Below are 21,934 nucleotides of genomic sequence, written 5' to 3' on the forward strand. Positions count from 1 at the left end.
AGAGAGCAAGAAAAATCAAGAATCTCGGTGATGAAAGATACGCAAAAGTTTTAGATATTCAGAAGGTTTGATGTATTTCTATACGAGCAATAAAAGAGGAGCGTAGCGACGGGACTTGCGAGGAGAGAAATACTCAAACCCCGCGCAACACCAAGTAAGAAAACCGCGCACTACACAAATCTGCATTAAAACATTTGCATCCGCACATTGGAGTAGGAATGAAGGCTAAGAAAAAGGAAAAGCAAGTAAAACGCAAGAAATCGCATTTGCGCCGTATTTTAGAGCCAATCGTTCTCGCGCTTGCAGCAATTTTGTGCTTCACGTATCCAGTTGCGTCAACGTTGTGGAATAACAAGGTATCGAAGGAGATTTCTGTTGCTTATGATCGTTTGAGTCGTAAGCAGACTGCGAGCGCTAGAGAGAAGATTTTGAACGCGGCTCGTCGTTATAATGCGCGTCACAAGTCGATTATTACGGCTGATCCGTACGACGGCACGACGGATTATATGAAGACGCCGGAGTATAAGGAGTATGCGAAGCAGCTGGATGAGCCGATGGGGATTATGGGTATCGTGAAAATCCCGAAGATTGGCGTTAAGCTGCCGATTTACCACGGTAGTTCGCAGGAGGTTTTGGCGTATGGTGCTGGGCACTTGTATGGCACGGATTTGCCGGTTGGTGGCAAAACTCGTCACTCGGTGGTGACGGCGCATACTGGTTTGCCGAATGCGACCATGTTTGATGATTTAGTGGAGTTGAAGAAGGGCGATTTCTTCTACTTTGACGTGCAAGGGGAGACGCTGCGTTACAAGGTGTTTCGCATTAGCGTGGTCGATCCGCATGATATTAGGTTGCTTCAACGCGAGAAGGGGCGCGATTTGGCGACGCTGCTTACGTGTACTCCGTATGGTGTGAATACGCAGAGGCTGTTGGTGACAGGGTATCGCGTGCTACCAGATCCAGTTTCCGCACCGGGAGACAAGTTGCAGTGGCCGCTTTGGATGACGATGTTTGTGCTCGCGCTTATTGGGTGCGCGGTGATTCTTGCCACGATGATTATTGCCGCGGTCCGCAGGCATCGTAAGAATATTGCGCCGCATGGAAGGCATTTAAACTAACGCTGACTATATCGCGGTTGTTTGTGATTTGCGCTCATTGTGATGCGGTTGCGTTTGTTTGCGTTCGTGAAAATGATTGGTGTTAATAGAATGGATATCATGTTTAAAATCAAGCTATCAAGCCAATCTAAATTTTTTGCGATAGTATCTTATTATCGTTAAAAAGTGCATACAATACCTATAGTGCGTACTCAAAAAAGTGTATAAATACTACGAGTGCTCTCAATGTAGATTGAGAGCACGGTAGATGATGCCAAGCGCAGATTAGCTGGGTGCGCTTTTGCTAATCACGTCTATATTTGTTGTTTCGTTTTATTTGTTATTTCGCTGCATTATTATTTAGTATCCCTTGTTATCTCATCTCTTTTTTACCAAATTGTGTTATTGCTATCAAAAATACGAACACAGATATTGCAATTGCACATGGCAAAAATGGGATAAGATTAAATCCGTTTCCTAATCCTGTTGATGTAACTGCATGTAGAGAGCGGGAAACCATATATCCGCTGTAACAATAAGGATAAACTATCCAAAGTGGAGTATTTGCTATTAATACGCCAGGAATTACAAGAAGTATATTTAATCCAACGGATAACATTGACTTTTCAAAAAGCACAGTAATCGCCCACATGACTATTACGCTTGGAATCATAGTCAAAAACAGATCTAAACACCATTTTAGTATATACATAATTGGGAGCGTTTCTGTAACTCCTGTGCTACTGGTTGCAAACAATCCTGCTATAACGAATACGGCAAAAAATACAACCATTTCCATAAGCAAATAAAATAACAGTACGCAAAATTTTGCAGCAGAAATCGCGTATCTGCTAACAGGCAGAGCCAGCATTTTTAATATGCCGTTATTGCTTGTTTCTCGTCCTGCAATCATCACGCAAACAACAATCATACTAAGCGGAAGCAGATAATATGAGTAGACTAATGCGCTTTGAATAAACATAGCAGCCCATGGGTGTGTATATTCTGGAGTGAAGTAGCTATGAAGACTTGCTACACCAGAGCCAACCACAAGTAGCGGTGCAATAAAAATCAAAGGAATAATTTTACTACGCTTTACTTTCTTAAATTCAATTTTAAGAAGTTCAAAAAATCTCATTTTCATAATCTCCTTATTCGTAGTGCAGGTTCTTAGCTGCCCACAATCCAGAACATAAAAACAGAATTGTTTCAACTATGGATACGATTACGACCGTAGTATTAGGTTGCGCGCTCATGGCAACTGCTGGTTTTAACATAACGATAAAAGGTGATGCCATAAAAAGCACAATGTCTGAAGAAGCCAATGCCATGCCGCTTAAAAATCCTGCTACACCAATTCCAAGCGTTACCCACATGTTTTCAAATCGTGATGATACAAAAATCATAAAGGACAATACAGGCATTGACGTAATAAATGAATATGCGGCAAAAGACATAAGAGTACTTACATCAAACGTGCCTTGTGGCAAATCTGTTACACCAATTTTTGCAAGTGCTAAATTTTGTATGCAAATAGCGATTAGTAACAGAACGGTCAGCAGCATAAATTTGCATAGGTACATAGTTGGAACACTCATAGGAAGCATATGCATCTTTTTTACTGCATTTCCTTTAAATTCCATGTTGTAGATAATGCATGCGGCGACTATTATGCCGAACATGTTTAACACCATAATCATGCCGTAAAGCTGTGTAAGAAGAATATCCATAGGAGCTAAAGGCAGGTTTAATAATGTATTTTTTCGCACAATAAAATTCACAAAAGCGTACGCTGCTCCCATAATGCCAATAGCAATCATAAGAGCTATAAAGCCAGTCCTCTTGCATTTTTTGAGTTCGATTACAAGCGTTTTCATAGTCTTGCACTCTGCTTCCTGAGTGTATTGTCTTTATCAATCATGGATAGGAACATATCTTCCAAATTGTCGGAAGCAAAACCAGATTGTAATGCATGATGTCGTAGTTCATCTAAACTACCTTCAAATAGCAAGTGTCCGTGATTAAGTATTCCAATATCATCTGCAATAAGCTCAATTTCGGATAGCATATGAGAAGAAATAAGAATCGTGCAATCGTAAAGATCTGGCAGCGACTTAATCAGATTTCGGATTTCGTGTATACCAGATGGATCGAGTCCATTTGTTGGCTCATCTAAAATCAAAATAGGTGGTCTACCAAGCAATGCTCCAGCGAGACCAAGCCTTTGTTTCATGCCAAGCGAATATTTTTTTGCAAGACGGTCTCCAAACTCGGAAAGACCTACTAATTCTAATGCGTCATCAACTGCACTCTTAGGTAGTTCTAAAATGCGACGTATAATGTCAAGATTTTCTCTACCAGTTAGATTTGCATAGAAAGATGGTGATTCAATAAACGAGCCTATTTCTTTCAAAATAGGTATGCGGTCAGCAGGAAACTGCTTTCCGTCGATTGTAAATACACCTTTTGTTGGAGCTGTAAGACCTAGGAGCATTTTCATTGTTGTAGATTTTCCAGCTCCATTCGGTCCAAGAAAGCCGTAAATGCTACCTTTGCGAATATGGAGTGAGACATCATTAACAGCAATAAATGATTTATATTTTTTTGTTAAATGTTCTGTTGTAACAATATTGTTCATGGCAATATCTCCTTTCGGGATTTATGATATTGCGTCAACCTTTCTACAACATTCTCTTCACCTTACATCTACCTTACATTTTTATACGATGTAAAAAAATGAATATTCACATGGCATAATATATGTTAGGGGGCGCTCCATGAATCAGGATGATTATTTGTTGAACAAGCATATTCTGCTTGTTGATGACGAGCAGGAACTTCTAGATATGGTTGTATCCATATTAAACGAATACGGTTTTTATGATATAACGACTGCAAAAAGCATGAAAGATGCTGTAGAAGCAACACAAACATTACGTCCAGAATTAGCAATCCTTGATGTTATGCTCCCCGACGGTAATGGATTTGAGTTAATGGAGAAGATAAAACAATATAGTGATTGTCCTGTTTTGTTTCTTACTGCTTGCGGTGAGGATGAAGATAAGTTTAAGGGGTTTGACTTAGGAGCAGACGATTATATTGTAAAACCGTTTCTTCCAAAAGAGCTAACGTTTCGCATTATGGCAATTTTAAGACGAAGCTACAAGAGCGAAAATCCCATTGTTAAACTGAAAAATAGTCAGATTGATTTTTCTTCTGCCCAAGTAATAAAAAATAACGAACATATTCCACTTACAGCCAAAGAACACGATTTGCTTTCTGCTTTATATAGAAATGCGGGTCGTATCGTAACAATTGACGCGTTATGTGAAGCTGCATGGGGAGCTAATCCTTTTGGATATGAAAATTCTTTAATGGCGCATATACGTCGTATCAGAGAAAAAATAGAACTCAATCCATCGCAGCCTGTTTCATTGGTAACAGTAAAAGGCTTAGGATACAAGCTGATTGTGGAGTAAAGCAGAATGAAAAGCATACCAAAACTAATACAACGTTTTATAAGTATTTTTCTACTAAGCACTGTGCTCATAGTATTAATGAATATTATTGCGTTTGTTGTACTTATAGGGAATTACGCACCCGATAAAGAGATGTCTCCCTATAACATAGCAAAAGAGACAGGTGAGGCATTACAATTATCCGCAAGTGGGGATTATGTATTATCAAAAAATATGTCTTCCAAATTGACAAATTCTGGCGCATGGGCAATTTTGATTGATAATAATACGTTGAAAGTCGTATGGAAAACAGAAAATGTCCCTGCAACTATCCCAAACGATTATACTTTGTCTGATATAGCTAATTTGAGCGTTGGCTACATTGATGGTTATCCAACTTACACGGGTGATAATAAGAATGGAGTTGTCGTAGTCGGATTTCCGCACAAAAGCTTTTGGAAACATACGCGACCAAGTTGGAACTACAGTTTAATCTCAAATTTTCCACAGATTGTTTTAAGCGTATTATTTATCAACATTTTGCTGATTCTTGGAATTTATTTAATAGCTAATATAAAACTACTAAAATCAATTAATCCGATTACAAAAGGGATACAACGTTTATCTAGTGGAGAAAGCGTGCATATTCCAGAAACAGGAGCACTTTCAGAAATTTCATCTAACATAAATTCTGCTTCCGATATTTTGCAAATACAAAAAGAACAATTGAGAAAAAAGGAGACTGCAAGAGCGAATTGGATAGCTGGAGTTTCGCATGATATTCGTACGCCGTTATCTATGGTTATGGGGTATGCAGGACAGTTAGAAAATTCTCTCCATATTTCGCAAGAAGATCGTAAAAAAGCGACGATGATTATTAAGCAAAGTGCAAGAATGAAGAATTTGATTAATGACCTTAATTTGGCTTCAAAACTTGAATATAATATGCAACCAATTATGAAAAAAGAAGAAAATATTGTTGCTGTTGTTAGGCAAGTTGTTGTGGATTTTATGAATATGGGTATGCAAGATGAGTTTTCGATTAAGTGGGAAACAGATGCTAAATTGACTGTTTGCAATATTAGCGTAGACAAAGATTTATTAAAACGAGCAATATCTAATCTTATTCAGAACAGCATATCTCATAATGAAAATGGGTGTACGATTTATGTATCCGTTGCTGCAAATAATAACAATTGTATTATTTGCGTTGAGGATAATGGTATGGGTGCTTCAGATGAAAAAATCGAAAAGCTTAATCATGCACCGCACTATATGATTTGCGATACAAGTACTGCAGAGCAGCGGCATGGTTTGGGTTTGCTGATTGTTCAGCAGATTATTGGCGCTCATAATGGAACAGTTGATATAAGTAAAAGCAAACATGGTGGGCTTAAGGTCTCTCTAACGATACCGCAGACTTACATATGAATCAATCTTGTGCAACATGCATGAACGACCGTTTAATTAAATATTAATATATCGCCTTTTACATTTCCTTGATAGAAGAGCGGAATTAAACCATTTATAAGCCGTAACAGCGTTGTTTTTTTTTTTCGCTAGCTAAATCCTTAAACTGCGGAATATAGGCAAACAGTTTGCGGTATGTGTTCACATTAGAGCTCCTTTTTGAAATTAGCCCTTTTGGGTGGCAAACTTCGCCGCCTAGAGAATCTGCAAAAATGCGCAAATCTCTGACGCAAAGTGTCTCGAATAGAAAGCCGATGGCGAACTTTCATTCCGACGATTGGCGGGTTTTCGTTCCGACGATTGGCTTTGTTTAGAAATATGGTTGTAAGGACTAAATGTTAAAAGGTTCAGAGTGCGGTGGATTTAAGCCAGTTCCTCGCGCTTGTTTACGTAAGAAGGGATCAATCTAAGTAACTGTAACAATTCTAATATTACAATGTACTAATTAGTACAAACCTCTTGATTTTCTGAACAATTTTTAGTACAATAGTACATGAAGAAGTCAGGGGGAAGCATGAATCCGCATTATAATCAGAATTACACTAGAAAGCAGATTGAAGATGTTCTTTCGATGATAAAAGAATGTATTAATGCTGGTCGTTTTAATATTGCAATGAATGAAAATCGTCAGGAGAATATAGATTTCATCAACGAATATAACATTTATCCAAAGAAGAGAAAAGAAATCTTAATGCAAATTTCAGTTGATGATTTTTGTCATAGTCTGCAAAATATGAAGATAGGATATGAGCGCGAAGTTCTTTATGTTTTTGTTCCTAGAATAACATTGGCTAATGCGTTGGGAAAACAAGAGTTGGTAGACATATATACGAAGTTTAACGTGATTGAAGGTAAGAATGGAAGAAGAACAATTGTGATCTCTTTTCATAAGCTTAATAAGCCTATTGGTTATTTGTTTAGATAGAGAGTTTTAAAGGAGAAATTATTATGAGTGTAAGAGTTGTATTTTGTGAAGAATGTAGAGATGAAGTTTCATATACTGTTGAAGAAAAGGAGATGATTGGAACTATTCGTGGTATTCAGTATCACTATATTGGCAGGGAAGCAAAGTGCGCTAATTGTGGAGCATATGTAGATGTTGAAGAAATTAGTGGATCTAATTTGAAAGCGCTTTATGATGTTTACCGAAAAGAGAATGGTATCGTTTCTCTTGAAAAGATTCGAGCAATTCCTGAACGTTATGATATTGGTAAGCGTCCACTGTCAATACTTTTGGGATGGGGAGAACACACGTTTACTCGTTATGCAGATGGTGATATACCTACTCGGCAATATTCTGAAACTTTGAATCGACTATTTGATGACCCTTCTTATTATCTGAGTATTTTGGAAGAAAATAAGAGTCGATTGATTTCTAATCAGACTTACGAGAAAAGTTATAAAGCTGTTACATCTTTGATTGGCAATAATGGCATGCTTGATGGCAAAATAAGTGAAGTTGTTGCATATCTTTTAAATCAGTGTGAGGATATCACGCCATTAGCGTTACAGAAGAGTCTTTATTATATACAGGGATTCTTCTATGCATTTTTCAAAAAGTACATTTTTGTTGATGATTGTGAAGCTTGGGCGCATGGGCCTGTTTACAGGGATATTTATGCGAAGTATTCGGATTATCATTTTGATCCGATTTCAAAGGTTGAATCATTTGATTCTTCTATATTTACAGCTCAGGAGAAGGCTATTTTAGATAGTGTAATCCGAAATATTTGTTGTTATAGCGGAAAGATTTTGGAAGACTTCACACACAATGAGTCTCCGTGGATTAATACTAGGGGAGATCTTCCAGATGGTGCTTCTTCAAATAAGATTATTGATAAACAGATAATTGGGGATTATTTTATGAAAATCAAAGAGCAGTATGGCATGAATTCTCCTAGAGATATTCAGTTGTATACGAAAGCTGTGTTTGCTAGTCTGTAAGGAGGCTTTTATATGGAACGAAGCGAACACCATGTAGTTCATAATCCGAATGGTGGATGGGATGTAAAACGAAATGATTCACAACGCGCAAGCATTCACACGGCAACAAAAGTTGAAGCATTAAAAGTTGGTAGAATAATCAGCAGAAATCAGGGTACTGAATTTATTGTTCATGGTATGGATGGCAGAATTCAGAATTCCGATAGTCATGGGAATGACCCATGCCCTCCTCGTGATAGGAAATAATTTTGTCCTAAGCCCCTTTGGGCCTATAACCCGAAATAGTAGGATTATTTTTTAGCGAATGTCAAACTGCAAATCGTATACAACAACTTTTTGTACATTTTTTACGATTACAGGTTGAATAGGTCTGCGTGGCTACCAGTATCGATAAGTGTGAGTGTGAGAATATAAGCATTCGTGAACTTAACGTTGTACATCAGTCTTGCAACAACGCTTTCTTAAGCTCTTCCATAGAAGAATACGATGGTACGTTAGGGTCTCTGGAAATTCTTTTGGCTTCTTGCATAGCTGCCAGTGTTTCAGTATTAAACTTTGGGATTTCTACTTTAAAAGGAAGTCCTCCATGCAAAACGCATTGGCGTAAGAAGATGTTTACGGCACTTGACATATCGATGCCGAGTTCGCTAAACAGTTCATTTGCTTCTGTTTTGACATTACTATCAATACGAATTTGAGTAGGACTTGTTGCCATAGTATTAACTCCTTTTAAAGCGATTATGATACAATCAGTATACGTTGTCAAGCAATAAAGAAGAAATAGTAATATTTTGCAAATGTTAAACAAATGTTTTGTGATTGCTTATATTTGAGTTTTTTGCGTAATGCTCATATAATTTTCCGCGTAAAGCACATTTAAGTTTATGAGGTGTTGCGCTATGACTGCCCAAATGATCGCTAGTCTTAAGAACGGTTTGAAAGGCATATAAAAGCACATAAAACAGCTTAAGATACATATTCTTTAGCAGTATTAAACACGCATTGCACATGGTGTTTTGTCATTATGTTTGCACATGCGCGCTAGTTTTTCTGTGGTTTTTGCACGTTTTTTGCATGTTTTTGCGCCTTCTTATCGTTCTTGTAAACAAGCGTTATATCTTTTTATCTAACTGATTTTCATTGTTGAAATTTATTCAATAACAGTAAGAATTAAGGTTTAATAACAGTAAGAATTAAGCTTTAATAACAAGTAAGAACGAAGCAATAATAATGAATAATAATATAGAAAACGCAACTAATAGTCGCAATAACAATAATAAGCAGTCAACTAGCAACTTAATATTGCGTATTGATAATGTAACAAGATCTTATTCTCGTGGATTCGGTCGTAAGAAAACAACTCGTCAAGTTTTACATAACGTATCTTTTGATATTCATTCTGGTGAAATATTTTGCTTGCTTGGTCCGAATGGTGCAGGTAAAACAACTACCGTAAAAATTGTTGGCACGTTGTTAGCTCCTGATAGTGGTAGTGTTCGTATTGCCAGTATTGATGCTGTGAGTAATCCTCGAGAAGCACGTAAGCACGTGTCGTTACTTCTTGGAGGTGAGCGAGGATTTTATCAAAGGTTAAGTGCATTAGATAATCTTCGTTATTTTGCGGATCTTTCCGCTGTTCCATATAGGGAGCAAGGAAAGCGTATTCACGATGCTCTTGAGCAAGTTGATTTACTTGATAAAGCTCATGATGCTGTTCAAACTTTTTCAAGGGGAATGTGGCAGCGATTGCATATTGCTCGATCGCTGGTTGCTAGAACGGATCTTATGCTTTTAGATGAGCCTACCACTGGTTTGGATCCTGAAAATGCTAGGAAAGTACGTGAAATTATTCATGCTTTACGAGATCAAGGAATAGCGATTTTACTAACTACGCATGAGATGAGTGAGGCTGAAAAATTAGCTGATACTGTTGCTGTAATAAATCACGGTAATATTATCGCTCAGGGAAGCGTGCAGCAGTTGGCTTCTTTGCAGCATATTGATCATGTAACAATGTACGCGTATGACGGTGAAGCATCAAGCGGAACTCCTAGTGTTAAGGAAGAATTGCAAAAACTTGATGGAGTGTTGTGGTGTGATCTTTTTGAATCGCATGGAGTGTTAAATATTACTATCGCGTGGAGTAAAACATTATCTCAAGAACGAAATATTAAGATTCCTGTTGATGGGATTACACGTTTAGGTGATCGCGCTGCAAGTTTGGAAGAAACGTATCTTGCTATTGTTCAAAATGACAATATTTCTGCATCAAATATTTCTACTTCTACTTCTGCTGCTACGCAGTCTTCTTCACCGTCCTTACTCCCATTAAATAAGTAGGAGGTTTAATATGAATACTTCTACTAGTTCATACGCCTTTGTGATTCGTGGCTTGTGGTTTCAGCTTAAAAGTTTAGCGAAAACAACGTTTTTCTTGCAAAATGCGATACTTGCTCCAGTATGTTTTGCGTTGATGAAAATTGTTGCATACTATGGTTTTTCTCATGATTGCGCTAATTGTCTTAATAATATTTGGGTTGATTCTTCTATAGCTGGATTATGGTCTGCTACAACTACTGCTGTTGGAATTATTGGATACCAGCGTTATTTAGGAACATTGCAATATTTAACTTTAAGTGTTATCTCACCTTCTGCAGTGTTTCTTCCTATTGTAGGATCCGCAGCTTTACTTGGGTGCATTGGTATGCCGCTTGCGATTATTACCGTTGCTGTTTTCTGCCATGGGTTCTTTATGATAACATTCACGCAGTTAGTTGGATACTTACTTTCTATGCTCGCTTGCGTAGCTTCTGCTGCATTATTATCTGGAATTTTTGTATTATGCCGTAAAGCTACAGTTTATGAAGGTTTGATTTTAATTCCTGTATGGATGCTTTGTGGAATAGTGATTCCTGTAGAATCAATGCCATTGCCTGCTCGCGTTATTGCGTTTATTCATCCGCTCACGTCTGCAGTGTGGGTGGCTCATGCGCAATCGTTTAATGCTACTACTGTGTTAGCAATTGTGTTATGCGTTGTATTATCCAGCGTTCTGCTTGTTATTGCAGGTTTTATGTTACGTCATGCTATTCGACTTGCAACGCTTAATGGAAGTTTGAACATAATATGATACGAAATAATAATCAGGTTGAAACTATGCGAAATAAAATTATTCAAAATAATAAGTACTCTAGATTGCATCAATATAATCAATATTCTCAGTATGGTCACGTAAGCGTTTTATCTAGTATACGAACTGGTGCAAGAGTGAGTATACAGAGTATACCTAGCTTAAATAGTTTGAATACTGCTGTTATCCGTATGATTGTTGAGCCTCTTTTATCCACGTTCTTATACGTTTTTCTAGCTGGAGCTGTAAGCGGAGGATTCAACGGAGCAGCTAGTTATGCGACTAGCGCGGGTTTTAATCATAGTTTGATTGCATCAACTCTTGCTGCTGCTATGGGTGCGTGTTCTATTTCCACAAGTATGACGGTGTCAGAAGCACTAGCGTGGGATCGTTTTGAAGGCACAACACCATTCGTGCTTACAAGCGCAAAAGTTGCATTACCATTATGGTTCGGTCGTATTATTGCGCTCGTGACTATTTCTTTGGTGAGTGATGCTGTGACTTTGTTCATAACAATGCTTGTAGTAAGCCCGAGTGCTTTCTTTGTGATTAATATGAGTGCGTTGATGCTGTTGTTCTTTATTGTTCCTGTTGCTTCTACGGGATTTGGTATTGCTATAGCTGCTATAAGCATGATGATGAATGATGTTTATACTATTTCTAACGCGCTTAGTGCAATACTTCCTATTGTTTGTGGTGTGATTGCTCCAATTAGCGTATTTCCTAAGATGATGCAATACGTGTTATATGTGATTCCAGTAACTCATGTTACGCAAGTATCGCGTAGTATAGTTGATGGTTCTGTAAATGTTGGCGTATCGTTACTTGTGATTCTTATTGTTGGTGCGTTGTGGGCAATTGTTGGTGTGATCATATGGAATGTTGGTGTGGCGATTCAACGACGTAAAGGTACTTTAACAAATATAGGGTTTTAGGTAATAAATATGTGAATTTAGTTAATTAAATAAGGATTAGATTCGCGGGTGGGGAGTGGGCGTGATGCTAGTAGCATGTTAATTATTGGCATGAATGATAGCAGAGCAATGAGGTGGATATCGGTCTTCGGCGCGTTGTGTTGTATGGCTCGTGCACCTTGGATTTTGTAAGTTCTCTGTTAGTTTTGTATAAATTTCTTTTGAAACAGCTATTTTCACATAATTATGTGCGCGTTTGCCAAGAAAATGCCATGTTACGATTCGTAACGCTTGTGTTCTCGTTCGTTCCTTTTCTATTCATATGTTGCTCGTTAGCATGTAATTACTCAGTGCGGTTATGAATTGCATTACGAGCAAAACAAATAATCGTTAAGAACGAAAACTCATAGCCAATGAAAGGAGTTATACGATGTTGTTGGGAGAAAAAATCAGAAATGCGCGCGTGGAAGCGGGTTTAACTCAGGAAGAACTTGCTGAAATGATTATGGTTTCGCGTGCTGCGGTAGCGAAGTGGGAAGGTGGTCGCGGTTTGCCGGATGTTGCAAATTTGAAGGTGATTGCGGATGCGCTGGGTGTTACTGTCGACTATTTGTTGGATAAAGACAATGCTATTGATTTGTCAATCATTAAGAAGCCTATTGATTTAGCGAAGTATGGTCTTAATGCAAAATTGGGTGTTCGTAAGAAAATCAAGATGAAGGAACAAATTATTCGCGATGAATATGCAGACGCTGAAATTATTATGCTCACGGTGACGAAGTTTATTCCAAATTCGTCTGAAAGGTTTATGGATAATTTTATCGGGTGTATTACTACTTTGTTCGACGGTATTCCTTTGTTTGATACGTTTGCATTCGGTAAAGCGGTAGAGAGTATTGGCAGTGAACAGTATTACTTGGTGAATAAAAAAGAGAAGCAATTTTTTGTGCTGATAACGGATGAGTATATTATTAGCAGAATGATGCGAGTAAAGTTCACTGATAAGAAGATGTGTGTTGGGGATAAGGAATTTACGCAAGTTGGTAAGTTGCGTGATAAGTAAGAACCGGTAGTCGGTTGGGAATTGGTCAGAAGAATGTGGTTTCAGCTGTTTTAGGAACTTGCAAATTAAAGCGAATGTATTCGTATAGCTCAGTGAGATAAAGGAACGCTTGCGGAGAATAGATGATGTTATAAGTTGTGCTCATACGCCGTATTTCTTAGCGAAGAATTGGTCTACTTCATCTGCACTGTATTGTTTTCCAGTCGAAAGTGAGTCGATGCCTTTTTGCAATTCTTTATCCAGTTCGGCTCGAGTTAAATTACCTAAAGCAAGCGGTTTTTCTTGCTTATTAGTTGGCAATCGGAGTTCAAATGGCATGCCTTTTTGTAAGACAATCTGGCTGTAAAGCATTTGAATCGCAGAAGACGGTGTTATTCCAAGTTGGCTCAATATGTTTTCAGCGTTTTCTTTAAGATCTGTGTCGATTCTTGCATATACAACATTGGTATTTGCCATGATATTCACACTCCTTTCTGTCTGCATTTTACAAATGATAGCAAGCATATGAAAGCAATATATTTATTTCAGTGAGATAATCCATCTCAAACCTTTTAACGATTGCTCGCTTCTATCGTTAAAAAGTTCACCCACTATCTATAGTATGCACTCGAAAATGTAGACGTACTGTCTGCAATCTTAATCCAGAAATACAGTAGACTTCCTAATACAAGCGTGCCTTAAGTAAACAAAATTGTCCAAATGTATGAATAAAGACTAGCCAAATACTTGAATAAAAGTCCGCCAAATACTTGAATGAAAACTGGACAAATGCTTGAATAGCTGATAAAGTTTACCTAACGAATAAGCATAGGAGGAGATTATGAAGGAGTATTTACCCAGAATTGCAGATAAATTGTTAGAAGAACGATTAGATGCAAAGGGAGCAGTGTTAATTGAAGGGCCTAAATGGTGCGGAAAGACTACAACGGCAAAACAAAAGGCTAAAAGTTTTATATCTATGGATCTTCCTGATATGACGAAACAATATCAACAAATGGCAGAACTTTCTCCTAGTACTCTACTTGAAGGAGAAACGCCAAGGCTGATAGATGAATGGCAAATAGCACCTAATATATGGAATGCAGTGCGATATGAGGTTGACAACAGGGATGAGTTTGGCCAATTTATATTAACTGGTTCGGCGGTGCCTAATGAATTTGATGACTCTATGCATACAGGCATAGGCAGAATCTCTAGGCTTTTGATGCGACCTATGAGTTTGTATGAATCAAAAGACTCAGGCGGTGAAGTTGCTCTTAGAGATTTATTTGAAGATAAAAATATTTCGGCTATTAATGAAACTAGTCTTGAAAAAATAGCCTTTTTAATATGTAGAGGCGGATGGCCGAAAGCAATTGGTTTAGATGAAAAACCGTCTTTATTTCAAGCGATAGATTATTATAAATCCGTTGTTTCTACAGATATTAGTAGAGTGAATTCGGTAAAAAGAGATAAAGAAAAAGCAAAAAGACTACTTAAATCTTACGCAAGACATGTGGGCGCACAAAGTTCACTAGAAACGATAAGGCAAGATATGTTGGTCAATCAAGAGGATACATTTGATCAAGTGACTCTTTATTCTTATCTTGATGCCCTAAGAAAAATGTTCGTGATAGAAGACTCGCCTGCATGGAATCCAAATTTAAGATCTAAAGCGTCCATACGCACAACGGATACTAGATATTTTTCAGACCCGTCTATTGCAACTGCTGCTTTAGGAATTGGGCCCAAAGATTTGTTAGGTGATTTAAAAACTATGGGATTTTTATTTGAAAATTTATGTGTTCGTGACTTAAGAATTTATACAGACTATTTAGATGGAACAGTTTATCACTATAGAGATAAGAATGGTTTAGAATGTGATGCGGTAATTCATTTAAGAAATGGGTCTTATGGTCTAGTTGAGATTAAGCTCGGTGGAGATAAGTTGATTGAGGAAGGTGCAAAGACTTTAAAGGATTTAGCATCTAAAATAGATATTGAAAACATGCCTAAACCTTCATTTAAGGCAGTTTTATGTGCCAAAGCGCCTTTTGCTTACAAAAGAAATGATGGTGTTTGCGTAATACCTATTACTGCTCTAAGACCTTAATGTTTTTATATTCACACATATGAGACTACTGGTCTTAAAAGAATCCAATGTATGAAGTGGATTTTCTTATTTTAAGAGAAGACTGTATTTTCTATTCTTAAAAGTGTACCCACTATCTATAGTGTGCACTCAAAAAAGTGTAGATATACTACTTGTTGTCTCAATCTCGCACTGAGAGTGTTGTTTTGATTAAACGAGCTTTTTAAATAATTAAAGTTTTTTTTTATTATTTAGATTTTTTCGTTAGGCGTGCAAAATAATCAGAATCACTTTCAGGCATATCATCATCTTCATATTCACCTAGATAAGTGAAATCGTGATATTTTGCTCCATCATATTCATATCCTGTGTAAGAATACCCTTTTTGTGTTCTTCCTTGATATGGCTTGAACTCTGCTTCTGCTTCTTCCTTTGTGTATTGATCCGAGTCAAACCATACGCCCTCTTGTTCTTCATCCCATCCAATTCTTTTGGCTTTAAATACGTGCCTCATATTTACTCCTATGTGATAAGGATTTATGATAAACGCTAGCATGAATAGACAGATGCAGGTTGTCATGTTGCATGTGACTGCATGGATGATATTCATACTATTAGTTGTTTTTATGGTATCAAAGAATTTTTTGTCAGTTGTATTGTCCGTAATGTCAATCTATCTATGAGAGTTTTTCCTTATTTTCCTTATTTTCATTATCGTTTTTTTCGTCATTTACAATGGTCTGTTCTGAATGAGTGGAATCATATTCATTGATTCTGTCGATTATTTCTTTTTTAACAGATTCCAGTTCTTCAGGTGATGTTGACTTTTTATTTAAACATTGAATTAATTTTTGAATGCAAGCATATCCAAGAATACCTACTCCTAATGCAGCGAAAGTAAGTGGCAACATTTCTTTATGTCCCGCATTTTTTCCAGCATTAATAAGTTGATCTACAAATTTTTCAGGACCGCCTGCGTTTTTAGCTGCTTTTGAGAGGTCTGCGTATTCCCAAGTCATAATTTACCTTTCTTAATTTTGTGTTATAGCGCATTAGTATGATAGCGATTGGTGTTAATACTCTATATGATGGTGTGATGAGAAAGCAAGTTTTAGTACAAAGCAAATTTTATGACTAAGTGTTTTATTTTTTGTGGTATTCTGATTTGTTTTTCTAAAAGTTCTCTAAAACGTTTTTCTTGTTTAGTGTTTGAATAACATTAAGATTTCTAAGGAATTAATTAATGTGCAATATTGAACTAAGTGCACCCAATATCTATAGTGTGCACTCAAAAAAGTGTTGAAATACTCATGTGCAATAATAATGCAATTTTTGCTTTTTTTTTAAACAAGAGTATAGTGTTATCAAATTTGTCAAATAAGCTATTGGATTTGTGTAGTTTGTAGTGAATTATTTAAGTTGGATAGCGATTTGCGAGTAGTTGTGTAAGTTTGCCTGTAAGTTTGCGTAAACTTGCATTATGATTTGCGATTTTGAAAGAGTTTTAGAGGAGAGTTGGTTGCTGTGAAGTCAATATTTAGCAAGAATAATATTTTTATTCGTATGAGATCTATTAGTCCAGCATTGCGATGGGCTTTGGTTGGATTCTGTTTTTCTATGCTTGGCAATCAAGCGTATGAAGGCTCGGTTTTGCCTTCTATTATTATTGTTGGCTTGCCGGCTTGGGTGATTGGTTTTCGTAAGACTTTTATGACGGTTGCCGATTTTCTTTCGCCATGCTCTGGTTGGATTGTTGATAAGCTTGGCGGTTTTCGCGCTCTTGCTATGACTGAAGGCGTAGAAGGCGTGCTCAGTTTGCTGCCGCTTCTTATGCTTGGCTCTCCTGCGTGGAAGTGGTCGCTTGTGGCTCTTTCTTGCGCATTGTTGATTACAGGTCAAGTGATTGATATTGCTAGCGAAGTTTTCGAGGTTGATGCTGCCGGCGGTGATGACGGCATGATTGTAAACTACAGTGGCATTGTGAGTATTTTGGCGAGTATTACTGGAACATTACTTGGCTCTCCACTTGGTTCGTGGATTGCAAGCTGGTCGATTCCTGCGGTTTTGATTTTCTCGTCCGTGACTTCTTTTGCAGCTTGCGCTACGCGTTTTATTATGAAACAAGACATTGCGCAAGCGTCTTGTGTAGAAGAAGAAGCGTCTTGCGATGTAGAGAATGGATCGCAAGCGATTAGTGAAGAAGGAGAAGTATCGCAAGAATCGCAAGCAAATGATGTGATTAACAAATCTACATCTAAGCAATCTGCAAATTCGCATCTCAAGAGTAAGCTCATGCTTCTTTTGGGCTCTCTTTTGGTTGCTTTTATTCCTGCGTGCTCTGTTTCATATATTCTTCTTGGTTTTGGTAAACAATATGGCTCTAAATCTTTGACGATATTGTATATTTTCAGTGGTGTAGGAAGCGTGCTTGCGTCCGTTTTGTATGCGCATTCGTCTCAAAAGCTCGGTTTAAGAAAAGTGGCGATTTTGGGAATTGCTGTGAGCTTGGTTGCTTATTGCCTTATGTTTAGTAGTATTTTGCCAATGATGTGCTTCGCATTCTTCCTTGAGTCGATTGGAGGAATGTTATTGGTAGAGCCGATTATTGTTGCGCGTCAGATTTTGTTTAAAGGGAATATGCTTGCTAAGTTTTCTGGTTGGGCACGCCTCGCGTTTGCGATTGGTGCTACTACCGGATCTTGGATTGGATTTGCATTCTCGTCTACGTTGCAATGGCAGCTTTTGCCTATACTTGCGCTGATTTTTAGTGCAGGATTGATTGTTGTTTTGCCTCAATTACCAAATACGAGTTATGTAGATTAGACGATTGGCGTTGCAGAATATGTGAAGTGATATGTGATTAATCAGTGTTATCTCCTAAGCAAAAGTCATTTTTAAATTGGCTAGAACTTAACGATTTGCATATGTATGCATATCTGTGTATAATATGTAAAAATAAAAAATCTTGCGAGTATGAATACAAATAAAAGAGTATAAAATATTCTGCACAAACTAAATTACAGGAGACTCTCATGCACAAGATTGTTCAAAAGTGGAATAGCATTGACCTTATTTTGCGTATTGTCATTGGTCTTTTTCTTGGCGCTGCACTTGGTCTTTTTGTGCCAGCTCACGTTTATGTGCTAGATCTTGTGGGAAAGCTTTTTGTGAGCGCACTTAAATCCGTTGCTCCGATTTTGGTATTTTGCCTTGTGATTGGAGCGCTTGCAAAAGCAAAAAGTGTTGGAAACATGAAGCTTGTAATCGTGTTGTATGCGATTTCTACTTTCACTGCAAGCCTTATAGCTGTATGTGCGGCTATGATTTTCCCTGTTGATTTCACTTTTGCACATGTTGAAGCGGCATCTTCGCCATCTCCTCAAGGAATCGGTGAAGTTCTTAATTCTCTTGTATTAAATATTGTTGTGAACCCTGTAGATGCCCTTGCTAAGGGAAACTTTATTGGTATTTTATTCTGGGCAATTGCCTTCGGTGTAGCGCTTCGTTTGGCTGAGCCTTCCACTAAAGCATTCTTTGACAACGTTTCGTCTGCTATTGGAAAAATTGTTCACTGGATTATTAACGCAGCGCCTTTTGGAATTATGGGTCTTGTTTATACAACAGTGGCAAGCAATGGTCTTCGTATTTTTAGTGAATACGGTTCCGTTATTGCCTTGTTAGTATGCACTATGGCTGTTGTTGCTTTGATTGTTAATCCTATTTTGGTTTTTGTTCTTACTGGCAAGAATCCGTATCCTCTTGTATTGCGAACGTTGCGTGATTCAGGAGTTACAGCGTTCTTTATGCGTTCTTCTGCTGCAAATATTCCTGTAAATATGAATTTGTGCGAAAAACTTGGCTTTAACAAAGACAATTACTCAGTTTCGATATCGCTTGGATCAACCATTAATATGAGTGGTGCTGCTATAACTATTTCGATTATGGCTTTGTGTGCTGCTCACACTCTTGGGATTTATGTTGATATTCCAACAGCTGTGATTTTGTCTGTGCTTTCTGCGGTTAGCGCTGCAGGTGCATCTGGTGTTGCTGGTGGTTCGCTTTTGCTTATACCTCTTGCTTGCTCATCGTTTGGTATTTCAAACGATATTGCTATGCAAGTAGTTGCAATTGGTCTTATTATTGGCGTGATTCAGGATTCTTGCGAAACTGCACTTAATTCTTCCACAGATGTTCTCTTTACAGCAGTTGGTGAATATCGTATGTGGCAGCGTGCAGGTCTTAAGTTTAAGATGGGCAAGGATCACGAGACTGTGCAACTTAACAAGTAGCTGTTGTAGCTGTTGTTAAGTATTCTTTCTAGTGCGCGTTCTTACGTTTTTACGTTCTTGTGAGCGCGCACTTTTACTATATTTTGCGAGGTGTTATTGTAAATGAATTTAACAGACGTTCAAATAAAAGAGTACGAAAAATATAGTAGCAAAGATATTTTAAGACTATATGATTCCGTTGGTTGGTCTTCGTATACAGATGATTTAGTTTCTTTAGAAAATGGTTTTAATAATTCGCTCAAGGTTTTAGCTGCATATAAAAATGATGAGCTAGTTGGCATTGCTAGAGCTGTTGGCGACGGATATACGGTTGTTCTTATTCAAGATATTCTCGTTTTGCCAGAGTATCAACGCCAGGGGATAGGCTCTGTTTTGTTAAAGACTATTGTGGATTGTTACCATAATGTTCGTCAAATTCAATTGACTACGGATTGCACCGAAAAAACTATTGCTTTTTATAAGTCTGCTGGTTTTATTGAGTTGTCAGAAATCGAGTGCTGCGGTTTTATAAAAGACAGAGCATGATAGCGTATTAGGCTTTAGGGAAGTGGTAGGTTGTGTTTGCAGGAATGCTGCGGTTAATCCATGCATTTGCTGCGATTATACTTCCGCTTCCAATTGTGGTTTCTCCGCCTAAGATTGTTGCGTTTGCGTAGATTACTACGTTATTTCCAATATTCGGATGCCGCTTTCCGCCTTTTACAGGATTTCCACAATCATCTAGCGCAAAACTTTTCGCACCCAGCGTTACGCCTTGGTAAAGTTTAACATGCTCGCCGATTACAGTTGTTTCGCCAATTACAATACCAGTTCCATGATCTATGCAGAAATATGCGCCAATTTTTGCTCCTGGATGAATGTCGATTCCAGTTTTTCTGTGTGCATATTCGCTCATAAGTCTAGGAATTAGCGGTACGTTAAGTTCGTAGAGTGCGTGTGCTGTGCGGTGAATAAGCATTGCATAAAAACCAGGGTATGCTAGTGTGACTTCTACTTTGCTTGTGCAAGCAGGATCGCCTTCGTATATGGCTTGAATATCTGTTAAAAGTAGCTTTTTAATTGTAGGAAGAGTATTTATAAATTGATTGCAAGTTTCTCGAATTTTAATTGTGTTGTTTGTGTAGCATTGAAGTTCGTGGAATATAATGCGTTCTATAGTGTCTAACGCGTTTGAAGCAATTGTATTCAAACTATTATCAGTATTCAAACTAGCATTGAGTTGTGTAGTCTCGTTGCTTTCATTGCGCACATGCAACTCAGGAAAAAGTAACACCTGAGTCGCATGTATGAGCGCAATAATATTTCGGTAATTAGGTATGAATGTAGCTTGTCTTATGTCTGAATCGTGAATTGAGTTCAGTTGATTTATAAGATCAATGCGATCATTCATACATTTCTCCCGTTATTTTCTATTTTCTTTATTTTCTTTATTTTATAGTTTTGATCATTATCTAATAATGTTATTTATTATTCATTTATTATTTAATCAAAACTTGCGTATTTAAAGTAGTACTCCTAAATGTATTTAGTCTTCAAATAATGCGGTAGACAAGTATCGATCTCCTGAATCTGGCAGTATTGCAACTATGGTTTTGACTCTGTTTTCTTCTCTTTTTGCTTCTTGGATTGCTGTCCAAATTGCAGCTCCAGAAGAAATACCTACAAGAACGCCTTCTTTTTTGCTTATAAGCTTGCCATTTTCGATTGCGTCTTCATTTGTTACGTGAACAATGCGATCGTAAATGTTTTTGTTGAGCACATCTGGCACGAATCCTGCGCCGATTCCTTGAATCTTGTGCGCTCCTGGCTTGCCGCCTGCGAGCACAGGAGAGTCGGCTGGTTCTACTGCGATTACTTCAAGCTGAGGATTTTGTTCTTTTAAGTATGTGCCAGTACCGGTGATTGTGCCGCCTGTTCCAACGCCGGCAATTAGAATATCCACGTTTCCGTCAGTGTCTTGCCAAATTTCTGGACCAGTTGTGTTGTAGTGCGCGTGTACATTTGCTTGATTGGTAAACTGTCCCGGAGTCCACGCGTTTGGCGTGTTTTCAACTATTTCTTTCGCTTTGGCAATTGCGCCTTTCATTCCTTCTGCAGCAGGGGTGAGTACGAGTTCGGCGCCGTATGCTTTCATAAGTTTTCTGCGTTCAATAGACATGCTTTCTGGCATCACAATAATGCTTTTGTATCCTTTTGTTTGAGCAATCATTGAAAGACCGATGCCAGTATTTCCAGAGGTTGGCTCAACAATTACTGAGCCTGGTTTAATTGTTCCTTCGTCTTCTGCTTCTTCAATCATCTGCTTTGCAATGCGGTCCTTTACAGAGCCTGCTGGGTTAAAGTATTCGAGTTTTACCAGGATTTTTGCTGCTAGATTGTACTCTTTTTCAATGTGCGTAAGCTCCATAAGTGGAGTGTTGCCCACGAGTTCTTGCACGGACTTGTAGATATTAGACATAATATTTCCCCTTACTTGTTTGTTGTTTTACTTGTTTGTT

The 21,934-nt window shown here is 37.9% G+C and carries 23 protein-coding genes and 1 pseudogene; 14 read left to right on the forward strand and 10 right to left on the reverse strand.

Annotated features, from left to right (window positions below; genetic code table 11):
• Positions 1 to 218: 218 nt before the first annotated feature.
• Complete coding sequence (locus ACJV45_RS06590) at positions 219 to 1,118, forward strand: class C sortase (protein WP_019261836.1); 900 nt, start codon at positions 219 to 221, stop codon at positions 1,116 to 1,118.
• Between the two features lie 352 nt (positions 1,119 to 1,470).
• On the opposite strand, the gene ACJV45_RS06595 is transcribed toward ACJV45_RS06590, so the two are convergent.
• The 3 genes from ACJV45_RS06595 to ACJV45_RS06605 are packed head-to-tail and all read right to left on the reverse strand — an operon-like array spanning position 1,471 to position 3,735.
• Positions 1,471 to 2,235, reverse strand: coding sequence for an ABC transporter permease (locus ACJV45_RS06595; protein ID WP_004122563.1), 765 nt, complete (start codon positions 2,233 to 2,235; stop codon positions 1,471 to 1,473).
• 13 nt (positions 2,236 to 2,248) lie between these two features.
• A complete protein-coding gene (locus ACJV45_RS06600) occupies positions 2,249 to 2,974 on the reverse strand; it encodes an ABC transporter permease (protein WP_004122566.1) in 726 nt (241 codons plus the stop codon).
• Entirely contained in the window at positions 2,971 to 3,735 is a 765-nt protein-coding gene (locus tag ACJV45_RS06605; RefSeq protein ID WP_004122568.1) for an ABC transporter ATP-binding protein, read from the reverse strand. The genes ACJV45_RS06600 and ACJV45_RS06605 overlap by 4 nt, the downstream gene beginning before the upstream one ends.
• A gap of 139 nt (positions 3,736 to 3,874) precedes the next feature.
• Between ACJV45_RS06605 and ACJV45_RS06610 the strand changes: the two genes are divergently transcribed.
• The 5 genes from ACJV45_RS06610 to ACJV45_RS06630 all read left to right on the forward strand — a co-directional run bounded on the left by ACJV45_RS06610 (position 3,875) and on the right by ACJV45_RS06630 (position 8,215).
• Positions 3,875 to 4,576, forward strand: coding sequence for a response regulator transcription factor (locus ACJV45_RS06610; RefSeq protein ID WP_004122570.1), 702 nt, complete (start codon positions 3,875 to 3,877; stop codon positions 4,574 to 4,576).
• A gap of 6 nt (positions 4,577 to 4,582) precedes the next feature.
• Entirely contained in the window at positions 4,583 to 5,986 is a 1,404-nt protein-coding gene (locus tag ACJV45_RS06615) for a sensor histidine kinase (protein ID WP_042904293.1), read from the forward strand.
• Between the two features lie 553 nt (positions 5,987 to 6,539).
• Entirely contained in the window at positions 6,540 to 6,950 is a 411-nt protein-coding gene (locus tag ACJV45_RS06620; protein ID WP_004122574.1) for a hypothetical protein, read from the forward strand.
• 23 nt (positions 6,951 to 6,973) lie between these two features.
• Positions 6,974 to 7,969 (forward strand): type II toxin-antitoxin system antitoxin SocA domain-containing protein, encoded by a 996-nt coding sequence (locus ACJV45_RS06625; RefSeq protein WP_419397927.1) that lies wholly within the window; start codon positions 6,974 to 6,976, stop codon positions 7,967 to 7,969.
• Between the two features lie 12 nt (positions 7,970 to 7,981).
• Positions 7,982 to 8,215 (forward strand): DUF2188 domain-containing protein, encoded by a 234-nt coding sequence (locus ACJV45_RS06630; protein WP_004122579.1) that lies wholly within the window; start codon positions 7,982 to 7,984, stop codon positions 8,213 to 8,215.
• A gap of 193 nt (positions 8,216 to 8,408) precedes the next feature.
• Here ACJV45_RS06630 and ACJV45_RS06635 read toward each other — a convergent pair whose 3' ends face one another.
• The gene (locus ACJV45_RS06635) at positions 8,409 to 8,684 is read right to left on the reverse strand and encodes a type II toxin-antitoxin system RelB/DinJ family antitoxin (RefSeq protein WP_004122582.1); all 276 of its coding nucleotides are present in this window, start codon (positions 8,682 to 8,684) and stop codon (positions 8,409 to 8,411) included.
• A 515-nt stretch (positions 8,685 to 9,199) separates the two neighbouring features.
• Between ACJV45_RS06635 and ACJV45_RS06640 the strand changes: the two genes are divergently transcribed.
• From ACJV45_RS06640 to ACJV45_RS06655, 4 genes are all read left to right on the forward strand, one after another.
• On the forward strand, positions 9,200 to 10,309 hold the full coding sequence (locus ACJV45_RS06640; RefSeq protein ID WP_004122585.1) for an ABC transporter ATP-binding protein: 1,110 nt from the start codon (positions 9,200 to 9,202) through the stop codon (positions 10,307 to 10,309).
• 10 nt (positions 10,310 to 10,319) lie between these two features.
• Positions 10,320 to 11,099, forward strand: coding sequence for a hypothetical protein (locus tag ACJV45_RS06645; RefSeq protein WP_004123302.1), 780 nt, complete (start codon positions 10,320 to 10,322; stop codon positions 11,097 to 11,099).
• Entirely contained in the window at positions 11,096 to 12,034 is a 939-nt protein-coding gene (locus tag ACJV45_RS06650) for an ABC transporter permease (RefSeq protein ID WP_004123304.1), read from the forward strand. Before ACJV45_RS06645 ends, ACJV45_RS06650 begins: the two co-directional genes overlap by 4 nt.
• A gap of 409 nt (positions 12,035 to 12,443) precedes the next feature.
• A complete protein-coding gene (locus ACJV45_RS06655) occupies positions 12,444 to 13,076 on the forward strand; it encodes a helix-turn-helix domain-containing protein (protein WP_419397928.1) in 633 nt (210 codons plus the stop codon).
• Positions 13,077 to 13,116: 40 nt separating this feature from the next.
• On the opposite strand, the pseudogene ACJV45_RS06660 reads toward ACJV45_RS06655, so the two are convergent.
• Together ACJV45_RS06660 and ACJV45_RS06665 are read right to left on the reverse strand one after the other, a co-directional pair.
• Positions 13,117 to 13,221, reverse strand: a pseudogene (locus ACJV45_RS06660) (type II toxin-antitoxin system RelE/ParE family toxin); the annotation flags it as partial.
• On the reverse strand, positions 13,218 to 13,532 hold the full coding sequence (locus ACJV45_RS06665) for a type II toxin-antitoxin system RelB/DinJ family antitoxin (protein ID WP_419397929.1): 315 nt from the start codon (positions 13,530 to 13,532) through the stop codon (positions 13,218 to 13,220). The pseudogene ACJV45_RS06660 and the gene ACJV45_RS06665, both read right to left, overlap by 4 nt.
• 364 nt (positions 13,533 to 13,896) lie before the next feature.
• Between ACJV45_RS06665 and ACJV45_RS06670 the strand changes: the two genes are divergently transcribed.
• Positions 13,897 to 15,168 (forward strand): ATP-binding protein, encoded by a 1,272-nt coding sequence (locus ACJV45_RS06670; RefSeq protein ID WP_004122597.1) that lies wholly within the window; start codon positions 13,897 to 13,899, stop codon positions 15,166 to 15,168.
• 226 nt (positions 15,169 to 15,394) lie between these two features.
• Here the strand turns inward: ACJV45_RS06670 and ACJV45_RS06675 are convergent, their stop codons facing one another.
• Both ACJV45_RS06675 and ACJV45_RS06680 read right to left on the reverse strand, forming a co-directional pair.
• Entirely contained in the window at positions 15,395 to 15,661 is a 267-nt protein-coding gene (locus tag ACJV45_RS06675; protein WP_004123306.1) for a hypothetical protein, read from the reverse strand.
• Positions 15,662 to 15,824: 163 nt separating this feature from the next.
• Positions 15,825 to 16,166, reverse strand: coding sequence for a hypothetical protein (locus ACJV45_RS06680; RefSeq protein WP_004123309.1), 342 nt, complete (start codon positions 16,164 to 16,166; stop codon positions 15,825 to 15,827).
• Positions 16,167 to 16,671: 505 nt separating this feature from the next.
• Between ACJV45_RS06680 and ACJV45_RS06685 the strand changes: the two genes are divergently transcribed.
• The 3 genes from ACJV45_RS06685 to ACJV45_RS06695 all read left to right on the forward strand — a co-directional run bounded on the left by ACJV45_RS06685 (position 16,672) and on the right by ACJV45_RS06695 (position 19,961).
• Positions 16,672 to 17,970 (forward strand): MFS transporter, encoded by a 1,299-nt coding sequence (locus ACJV45_RS06685; protein WP_004123312.1) that lies wholly within the window; start codon positions 16,672 to 16,674, stop codon positions 17,968 to 17,970.
• 209 nt (positions 17,971 to 18,179) lie between these two features.
• Positions 18,180 to 19,436, forward strand: coding sequence for a serine/threonine transporter SstT (sstT, locus tag ACJV45_RS06690; protein WP_004123314.1), 1,257 nt, complete (start codon positions 18,180 to 18,182; stop codon positions 19,434 to 19,436).
• Positions 19,437 to 19,538: 102 nt separating this feature from the next.
• Positions 19,539 to 19,961, forward strand: coding sequence for a GNAT family N-acetyltransferase (locus tag ACJV45_RS06695; RefSeq protein WP_419397930.1), 423 nt, complete (start codon positions 19,539 to 19,541; stop codon positions 19,959 to 19,961).
• 7 nt (positions 19,962 to 19,968) lie between these two features.
• Here the strand turns inward: ACJV45_RS06695 and epsC are convergent, their stop codons facing one another.
• On the reverse strand, positions 19,969 to 20,826 hold the full coding sequence (epsC, locus tag ACJV45_RS06700) for a serine O-acetyltransferase EpsC (RefSeq protein WP_419397931.1): 858 nt from the start codon (positions 20,824 to 20,826) through the stop codon (positions 19,969 to 19,971).
• A 135-nt stretch (positions 20,827 to 20,961) separates the two neighbouring features.
• The gene (gene cysK, locus ACJV45_RS06705; protein ID WP_415703570.1) at positions 20,962 to 21,894 is read right to left on the reverse strand and encodes a cysteine synthase A; all 933 of its coding nucleotides are present in this window, start codon (positions 21,892 to 21,894) and stop codon (positions 20,962 to 20,964) included.
• Positions 21,895 to 21,934 lie beyond the last annotated feature (40 nt).

Source organism: Gardnerella lacydonensis, from assembly GCF_048545055.1.
Classification (GTDB): Bacteria; Actinomycetota; Actinomycetes; order Actinomycetales; family Bifidobacteriaceae; genus Bifidobacterium; species Bifidobacterium vaginale_C.

Bases quoted from the DNA above. Each gene is read 5' to 3' on its own strand.
- ACJV45_RS06695 (WP_419397930.1), top strand. From the start codon at position 19,539: ATGAATTTAACAGACGTTCAAATAAAAGAGTACGAAAAATATAGTAGC.
- sstT (WP_004123314.1), top strand. From the start codon at position 18,180: ATGCACAAGATTGTTCAAAAGTGGAATAGCATTGACCTTATTTTGCGT.
- ACJV45_RS06600 (WP_004122566.1), bottom strand. From the start codon at position 2,974: ATGAAAACGCTTGTAATCGAACTCAAAAAATGCAAGAGGACTGGCTTT.
- ACJV45_RS06670 (WP_004122597.1), top strand. From the start codon at position 13,897: ATGAAGGAGTATTTACCCAGAATTGCAGATAAATTGTTAGAAGAACGA.
- ACJV45_RS06635 (WP_004122582.1), bottom strand. From the start codon at position 8,684: ATGGCAACAAGTCCTACTCAAATTCGTATTGATAGTAATGTCAAAACA.
- ACJV45_RS06650 (WP_004123304.1), top strand. From the start codon at position 11,096: ATGATACGAAATAATAATCAGGTTGAAACTATGCGAAATAAAATTATT.
- ACJV45_RS06595 (WP_004122563.1), bottom strand. From the start codon at position 2,235: ATGAGATTTTTTGAACTTCTTAAAATTGAATTTAAGAAAGTAAAGCGT.
- ACJV45_RS06640 (WP_004122585.1), top strand. From the start codon at position 9,200: ATGAATAATAATATAGAAAACGCAACTAATAGTCGCAATAACAATAAT.
- epsC (WP_419397931.1), bottom strand. From the start codon at position 20,826: ATGAATGATCGCATTGATCTTATAAATCAACTGAACTCAATTCACGAT.
- ACJV45_RS06605 (WP_004122568.1), bottom strand. From the start codon at position 3,735: ATGAACAATATTGTTACAACAGAACATTTAACAAAAAAATATAAATCA.
- ACJV45_RS06665 (WP_419397929.1), bottom strand. From the start codon at position 13,532: ATGGCAAATACCAATGTTGTATATGCAAGAATCGACACAGATCTTAAA.
- ACJV45_RS06630 (WP_004122579.1), top strand. From the start codon at position 7,982: ATGGAACGAAGCGAACACCATGTAGTTCATAATCCGAATGGTGGATGG.
- ACJV45_RS06610 (WP_004122570.1), top strand. From the start codon at position 3,875: ATGAATCAGGATGATTATTTGTTGAACAAGCATATTCTGCTTGTTGAT.
- ACJV45_RS06620 (WP_004122574.1), top strand. From the start codon at position 6,540: ATGAATCCGCATTATAATCAGAATTACACTAGAAAGCAGATTGAAGAT.
- ACJV45_RS06625 (WP_419397927.1), top strand. From the start codon at position 6,974: ATGAGTGTAAGAGTTGTATTTTGTGAAGAATGTAGAGATGAAGTTTCA.
- ACJV45_RS06680 (WP_004123309.1), bottom strand. From the start codon at position 16,166: ATGACTTGGGAATACGCAGACCTCTCAAAAGCAGCTAAAAACGCAGGC.
- ACJV45_RS06655 (WP_419397928.1), top strand. From the start codon at position 12,444: ATGTTGTTGGGAGAAAAAATCAGAAATGCGCGCGTGGAAGCGGGTTTA.
- cysK (WP_415703570.1), bottom strand. From the start codon at position 21,894: ATGTCTAATATCTACAAGTCCGTGCAAGAACTCGTGGGCAACACTCCA.
- ACJV45_RS06645 (WP_004123302.1), top strand. From the start codon at position 10,320: ATGAATACTTCTACTAGTTCATACGCCTTTGTGATTCGTGGCTTGTGG.
- ACJV45_RS06675 (WP_004123306.1), bottom strand. From the start codon at position 15,661: ATGAGGCACGTATTTAAAGCCAAAAGAATTGGATGGGATGAAGAACAA.
- ACJV45_RS06590 (WP_019261836.1), top strand. From the start codon at position 219: ATGAAGGCTAAGAAAAAGGAAAAGCAAGTAAAACGCAAGAAATCGCAT.
- ACJV45_RS06615 (WP_042904293.1), top strand. From the start codon at position 4,583: ATGAAAAGCATACCAAAACTAATACAACGTTTTATAAGTATTTTTCTA.